This window comes from Algoriphagus sp. PAP.12, from assembly GCF_026652115.1.
Lineage (GTDB): Bacteria > Bacteroidota > Bacteroidia > Cytophagales > Cyclobacteriaceae > Algoriphagus.
Genome location: NZ_JAPPSQ010000042.1, coordinates 1 through 6,484, shown reverse-complemented (window position 1 = coordinate 6,484; position 6,484 = coordinate 1). Strand labels below are relative to the sequence as shown.

The window sequence follows — 6,484 nt, the reverse complement described above, 5'->3', positions numbered from 1 at the left end:
TTGTATTTTAAAAGAATAGCTGTAATCTCGCTGGGTCCGTTTAACATACTGGGAATCACTCTTCTTTTTCATAACATTACTTTTTGTGTAACGCTATTTCAGGACGGGACATATATAGCAAATAAAAAAAAAGGTGTTTATAAACACCTTTTTTTTTATTTCAACTCAATTAACTTATTCCTTATTATTATAAACGCAAAACTTAGGATAATAAAAGAAATCACAGATTGCGCCATTATATTGGTTTTAAATATAGTGGGAATGGAAATAGACGGTAATTGGATGTTAATTGCTGGTAATTTTAGATTGTTTGAGATATATAATATATCAGTCCAAGTGGTTTCTGTTGGAGCCTGAAAAATAGAAATTAGTAGTATTATTATAAATATAAGTCCAAAAACAAGCCATGATTTCCTAGAAATTATTGGTTTGTAGCTAGTTAGGATTGATTTTTTGTCCAGTTGATCTAATACTGAGAGCAAGAAACCTGAATCTACTTCCTCAGGACCTGCCTCTTGTATTAATCTGAATAGAGGGTCTCTGGTTTTATCTATGTTCTCCTTCATAATGTCCTAATTGCTTCTTTATGATGAGTTTTGTTTAGTTCTTTTAAAAGATTCTTTCTTCCGCGGTGGAGCAATATTTTGATATTTGATTCGGTGAAGTCAGTTATCTCTTCAATTTCTTTAATTGATTGTTCGTCAAGATAATATAATGTCAAGATTGCAGACTCAGCGGGCTTTAAATTATTCAAAGCTAATTGTATGATAGTTTTTCGATCGTTTTCTTCCAATAATTCAAGGCCAGATTGGTAATCCATATATTCTGTATGATCTTCTTGAAAATCCTCTAGTGATACAAAATGCTTCTTGTTTTTTCTAAGCCGCCCTAGAGACTCATGATAAACGATTTTATACAGCCAGGTTTTGAAGGCTGATTTTTCCTGAAATTTATGAATACTGTGAAATATCTTGATAAATGAATCCTGTGCTGCTTCTTTTGCATCCTCTGGGTTTTTGAGAATTCGAAGTGCAAGTGTATAGGCATAGGATTGGTGTTTTTGGACCAGTGACCCAAAGGCTTTTCTATCTCCTTTTTTTATAGCAAGTATGTACTCAGAGTCTGCTTTATACTTCATTCTATACTTGGATGCATCCTTGAAAGAAAAAGTTACAGATTTTTTTTACGGAAAGTTGTAACCTTTTAGGAAACCCAAACATCCAACTAGAAAAACTAACCTAAAAAAATATGGCTTCAGAAATTTTAATCCCATTTATTGTCTTCTCATGTCTCTTTGGTATCGTATATCTTTACCTTACTACAAGAAATAAAGAAAGGATGGCGCTAATCGAAAAAGGCGCAGATGCATCCCTATTTAACTCTGGAAAGAAATTCGGCTTTGGAGAAGTAGTTTTGAATTTTGCATTCCTAGCAATAGGTATTGGAGTAGGGGTTTTGGTAGGAGCTCTATTGGAACAAGGTGGTATGGATTCAGATGTGTCATTCCCTGCATGTATTTTTATTTTTGCTGGCCTCGGTCTAGTTACCAGTTTTTTTGTCAATAGAAAGCTTTCAAAAAGTGAATAATTTTTTGTGAAAAAACATCAAATAGACCTCTTCCAATCGAAGAGGTCTTTTGTTTTCTGACCACTCTCAATAATCTGATTATTTTTGTGAAAAATTAATTTATCACATTGGACCAATCTTTATTCGTTAAGCAATTTCGTGATCAAGGTTCCCTATCAATCAAGGAGGGGAATGGGATTACGATTACTTTATTGAAGCCTGAAAACTGGACTCCCGAAAAAGGCAATGACTGGGTTTATTTGCTTTTTGATTTGTTTCAAATTAGAACCATTTCTGAGCAATTTTCAGAGGTTTCACTTGATATAGTGGAGTACGCCTCTAAACCGACAATTTATTCTAGTCCAGCAAATTCTAGAGTCCCTGAAAGCCTTCCTGTAAATGGAAATATTCGGTTTTCATTGATTCGGGATAATGAGTGGAATAAGTTATTGTTTCAGATTTCCCAACCGGTTTTGGTAAAAATGAATTCTAAAACAAAGGCCGATGTGGAAACTAAAAAGTATTTCCCCCTTTTCGGTCCAAATGTCAAGGAGTTTTATTTGGGACCAGAAGGAGATGTAAAAATCATCAAAGGATGAATTTCAAAAAGGAACTGGATCAAGTTGAAGTTTTTGCAAAGGTTGCAAAAGCTGCAAATAACCTTGGACTAGAAACATATGTGGTTGGTGGGTTTGTAAGAGATTTGATCTTAGGTAGACCGTGCAAAGATTTTGATTTCACCTGTGTAGGAAGTGGTATTGCCTTGGCAGAAGAGGTGGTAAATCAATTTGATTTTCATGTTCCGTTGTCAGTTTTTAAAAACTTTGGAACTGCAATGCTCAAGTTGGAAGAGGCAGAGCTTGAATTTGTGGGAGCACGCAAAGAATCATACCGTTCTGATAGCCGGAAGCCTATCGTGGAAGATGGGACTTTACAGGAGGATTTGGAACGAAGAGATTTCACCATCAATGCAATGGCCATTTCACTTAATTCTAAGAACTATGGTGACTTGCTTGATCCATTTGATGGTTTGGCGGACCTGAAAAAAAAGAATATCAAAACTCCGTTAGATCCAGATGTGACATTTTCAGACGATCCTTTGAGAATGTTAAGAGCAGTTAGATTTGCCAGTCAGTTGGGTTTCGATATTGATGCCGATACCTTTTATGCAATCAGCAAAAATGCACCGCGCCTTCAAATTATTTCGGGAGAGAGGATCATCACTGAACTCAATAAGATCATTCTAAGTGAAAAGCCTTCTTATGGATTTAAGTTGCTTTTTGCAAGCAAACTTCTTCATGAGTTTTTCCCAGAGATGGTTGAGTTACAGGGGGTAGATTCTGTAGACGATAAATCTCACAAGGATAATTTCTATCATACCCTTCAAGTCTTGGATAATGTTTCAGAAGTAAGTGGTGACCTTTGGCTGCGGTGGGCGGCAATCTTGCATGATATTGCTAAGCCCGCGACAAAGCGGTTTAACAAAAAAGTTGGATGGACTTTTCACGGGCATGAAGATAAGGGTGCACGAATGACTCCTGGCATCTTTAAAAGACTGAAATTACCGATGGATGATCGTATGAAGTTTGTTCAGAAATTGGTTAGGCTTCATTTGAGGCCAATAGCATTGGTAAAAGATGAAGTGACAGATTCTGCGCTAAGAAGGCTATTATTTGATGCTGGAGATGCGATTGATGATTTGATGAAGCTTTGTAGAGCCGATGTCACATCTAAGAATAATAAGAAAGTAAAGCGCTATCTAGAAAACTTTGACAAAGTCGAAAGGAAGCTTCAGGAAGTAGAAGAAAAAGATCAGGTTAGAAATTTCCAGCCTCCTATCAGTGGTGAAGAAATCATGGAAACTTTCGGATTGAAGCCTTCAAAAGTGGTAGGGGAGATAAAAGAAGAAATTAAAGAAGCTATATTGGAGGGCAAAATTCAAAATAACCCTGAGGAAGCAATAGAACTAATGGCCGAAATAGCTAAAATTAAAGGCTTAACTCCTCAAACAAAATCAGAAAATTAATATTAAATAAAAAATGAAACGAGTATTACTAATGCTGGTAATAGCCATGGCAGGCTATGGATTGAAAGCTCAAACCAACGATTCTATCCCAAGATTGGATCCAAAGACTAAAAATGTATTGAACATTCAAAACCAAGCAGCTTTTCAGCTGGCGATGAGATATAATGATGCTCAATCAGCAAAAGCGCAATTATATCAATTGATTGTAAGGAACCCGGAGAATTTGAGGTTCCAAGAGGCTTTGGCTTCCTTGTATTTTGAGTCAGGGGAGACTATGTCTGCAGCTCTTACAGCTTTGGATATCCTTGAAATCAATGATAAGAATATCGCTGCTTTGGAGATTGCTGCATATTCTTTGGAGGCTGTAGGTGCGCTAGATAGATCTTTACCTCATTTTGAAAGTTTATACTTATTAACTGGGGATAATTTCAGTTTGTATAAGTCTGGTTTCATCCAATATTCTTTGAAGAGATATGAAGAAGCCTTGAACTCTGTGAATATGCTGATCAAAAACGCAAAAGTTGATGAGAAAATAGGTTTCCCTAAGAGTCAGACTGAAACTCAAGAGATCTCGATGAAGGCGGCTGCTTTGAATTTGAAAGGAATGATTTATTTGGATCAGGGATCTAAAACTGAAGCAAAAACAGCGTTTGAAGAAGCTGTGCAATTAGCTCCAGAATTTGAATTAGCTAAAGAGAATTTGCAGAAAGCACAATAAACAATGAAACCGGCGAAAGCCGGTTTTTTTATATAAATAATAAATATGCTAATGTGGTAGTGGCTAAAGCTAAGAGAAAGCTTAAAGCTAAAATTTTAGCATAGTTGGTTACGACAGCTTTTGATTTGGTTCCTTGAATAGGAACCATTTCACTTTTGGGATGAATCACTTGTTGAATGATTGCTACTGTGCCTAGGAAATAAATCCCTAAAATCAATAAAAAACTCGCCACTGCTTCCATAATTGCGAAAGTACCTGAATCAGAATAGAATGCCTATAATGAAATCAAAACTTAACGATTTGATAATGAACGAAAAAAAGCGACCTGATCAGGTCGCTTTTTTTATTGAAGTGGAATTGTTGATTAATGATGTGCGATTGGATAGCTAACTCCAAAAGGAGCATTGTTCACTGTGCCATCACTATGAATGGTTCCCAAGAGTAACAAACCAGCAACATGTGGAGATGCCATAGATGTTCCATTATAGCTTGCATATCCTCCGGGTACAGTTGAAAGTATTCCGACGCCTGGTGCTGCATAATCAATTGGAGGGTTTCCATAATTAGAAAAAGATGCCCAGATGTCGCCTTCTTTAAATGCTGCAACGGTATAAATATTGTTTCCATTTGCACTAGCAGGAGATTTAGTATTGGCGTCTGTGCTTTCATTTCCTGCAGCTAGGGCTACTTGAATGCCTGCGGATCCTAATGAAATTACTGCATCATTTACAGCTTGGGAGAATCCACCTCCTAGACTCATATTTGCCACATCTCCATTAGAACCATGGCTTGTTACCCAGTTTATTCCTGCAATAACTCCAGAATACGATCCGCTGCCTCGACTATTTAGAACCTTTACAGGTATAACAGTAGCACCAGGGGCCACTCCAATTACTCCTACCTCATTATCTTTAGCAGCGATGGTTCCTGAAACGTGAGTTCCATGTCCGTTTCCATCTACTAGTATATCCGCGTCTTTTCCACTAGTAAATGCATTAAATCCTAAACTGGCATCTACATTTAGGTCTTCGTGACTTGAGTCAATTCCAGAATCGATGATAAATGCCTTGCCACCTCCATTATAAGCTGCACCACCTCCTACACGAGTAATTCCCCAAGGAGTTTCTTGACTGGTCGAGCCTCCTCCTCCTTTGGGGCCTTTTCCATCTGGTGGAGCTAATGCAAAGAATCTGTCATTTTCAATGTATTTGATAGATGGGTCTTTGGAAAGGTCTGCAAGTTGCTCGTCAGTTAAAGCAGCTGAGAAGCCTTCTATAGAACTACCGTAAACATATTCAATGCTCTCTGCTGAAATTCTGTATTTAGCTAACAAGTCTGAACTAACTTTTCTCATCGCCTCGGTATCCGCTGCATAATTCTTAGTCTTTCTGAAATTGATATTAGTTGGGTTCAGTCTTACGATATACTTACCAGGAATGATATCGCCATTTTGATACTTGACGTATTCTACTACATCATCATTTTGAATGGATGGGTTGTCATCTTGTGGTTGACATGCAAATGTCATAGCACCCAGAGCAATTGCTCCGTAGATTGTGGGTTTTCTCCAAAGTTGTTTCATTGGTTTTTGGTTGATTGGTTAAAATTAAATCTAGGCTTAATGGTGTTTTCTAAAAATAAACGGTAATAATATGGTGTAAAAAGTTATAAAACCAAAATCTAATGATCAAAAAAAAATAAAAAAAGAGGCTGTCTCAAAACAAGAGTTAAAAAAGAGAGACAGCCGATTTTAGCCAATAGAGGTCGATTTTCATAAATCGACCTCTATTTTTTTTGACTACAGGTCAGTTTAGCTCTAGATACTTTGCTTTGAAGGAGTTGATAGAATATGAGTGATCTGGAGGGCTCTGACCTTGAAAGCAGCCCAAACCACTTCTTATCCTGCCATTTTTGCCAGGTTGTGGGCAATGGCAATCAATCCGGTTTCAATGGCTACTTTTTCGACTCCTCTTAACATAAACCTAGCCCTTCCTTTGTTGTGTTTGAAGTCTGCAAATACCGGTTCCACATCGGTGGCCCGTTGCCTTTTCTTCTGGATTCCCTGCTCAGAGGTGAGTCGTTGTCTTGCCTTGTTTTTTTGTTGCTGTAGTCTGGTGTTTACCTTGAGAGTCTTGTTACCGATCCCAGGTCTACAAGTAGCAGCCAGTGGGCAG

The 6,484-nt window shown here is 37.5% G+C and carries 9 protein-coding genes; 5 read left to right on the top strand and 4 right to left on the bottom strand.

Going from position 1 to position 6,484, the window contains the following annotated elements; genetic code table 11:
- Nucleotides 1–357: hypothetical protein (locus O0V13_RS21175; protein WP_268037015.1), on the top strand; the 357-nt coding region annotated here is incomplete at its 5' end.
- Nucleotides 358–562: 205 nt separating this feature from the next.
- Here O0V13_RS21175 and O0V13_RS21170 read toward each other — a convergent pair.
- Nucleotides 563–1,138, bottom strand: a complete 576-nt coding sequence (locus tag O0V13_RS21170; RefSeq protein ID WP_268037014.1) for an RNA polymerase sigma factor — start codon at nt 1,136–1,138, stop codon at nt 563–565.
- Between the two features lie 110 nt (nt 1,139–1,248).
- On the opposite strand from O0V13_RS21170, the gene O0V13_RS21165 reads away from it, so the two are divergent.
- From O0V13_RS21165 to O0V13_RS21150, 4 genes are all read left to right on the top strand, one after another.
- Complete coding sequence (locus O0V13_RS21165; protein ID WP_268037013.1) at nt 1,249–1,587, top strand: DUF6249 domain-containing protein; 339 nt, start codon at nt 1,249–1,251, stop codon at nt 1,585–1,587.
- Between the two features lie 107 nt (nt 1,588–1,694).
- Complete coding sequence (locus tag O0V13_RS21160; RefSeq protein ID WP_268037012.1) at nt 1,695–2,165, top strand: hypothetical protein; 471 nt, start codon at nt 1,695–1,697, stop codon at nt 2,163–2,165.
- Entirely contained in the window at nt 2,162–3,592 is a 1,431-nt protein-coding gene (locus tag O0V13_RS21155) for a CCA tRNA nucleotidyltransferase (RefSeq protein WP_268037011.1), read from the top strand. Before O0V13_RS21160 ends, O0V13_RS21155 begins: the two co-directional genes overlap by 4 nt.
- Before the next feature lie 13 nt (nt 3,593–3,605).
- Nucleotides 3,606–4,310, top strand: a complete 705-nt coding sequence (locus O0V13_RS21150; protein ID WP_268037010.1) for a tetratricopeptide repeat protein — start codon at nt 3,606–3,608, stop codon at nt 4,308–4,310.
- 28 nt (nt 4,311–4,338) lie between these two features.
- On the opposite strand, the gene O0V13_RS21145 is transcribed toward O0V13_RS21150, so the two are convergent.
- The 3 genes from O0V13_RS21145 to O0V13_RS21135 all read right to left on the bottom strand — a co-directional run.
- Entirely contained in the window at nt 4,339–4,551 is a 213-nt protein-coding gene (locus O0V13_RS21145) for a hypothetical protein (protein ID WP_268037009.1), read from the bottom strand.
- Nucleotides 4,552–4,674: 123 nt separating this feature from the next.
- Nucleotides 4,675–5,892, bottom strand: a complete 1,218-nt coding sequence (locus O0V13_RS21140) for a S8 family serine peptidase (protein WP_268037008.1) — start codon at nt 5,890–5,892, stop codon at nt 4,675–4,677.
- 315 nt (nt 5,893–6,207) lie between these two features.
- A partial coding sequence (locus O0V13_RS21135) for a transposase (RefSeq protein WP_268037007.1) occupies nt 6,208–6,484 on the bottom strand: 277 nt, incomplete at its 5' end.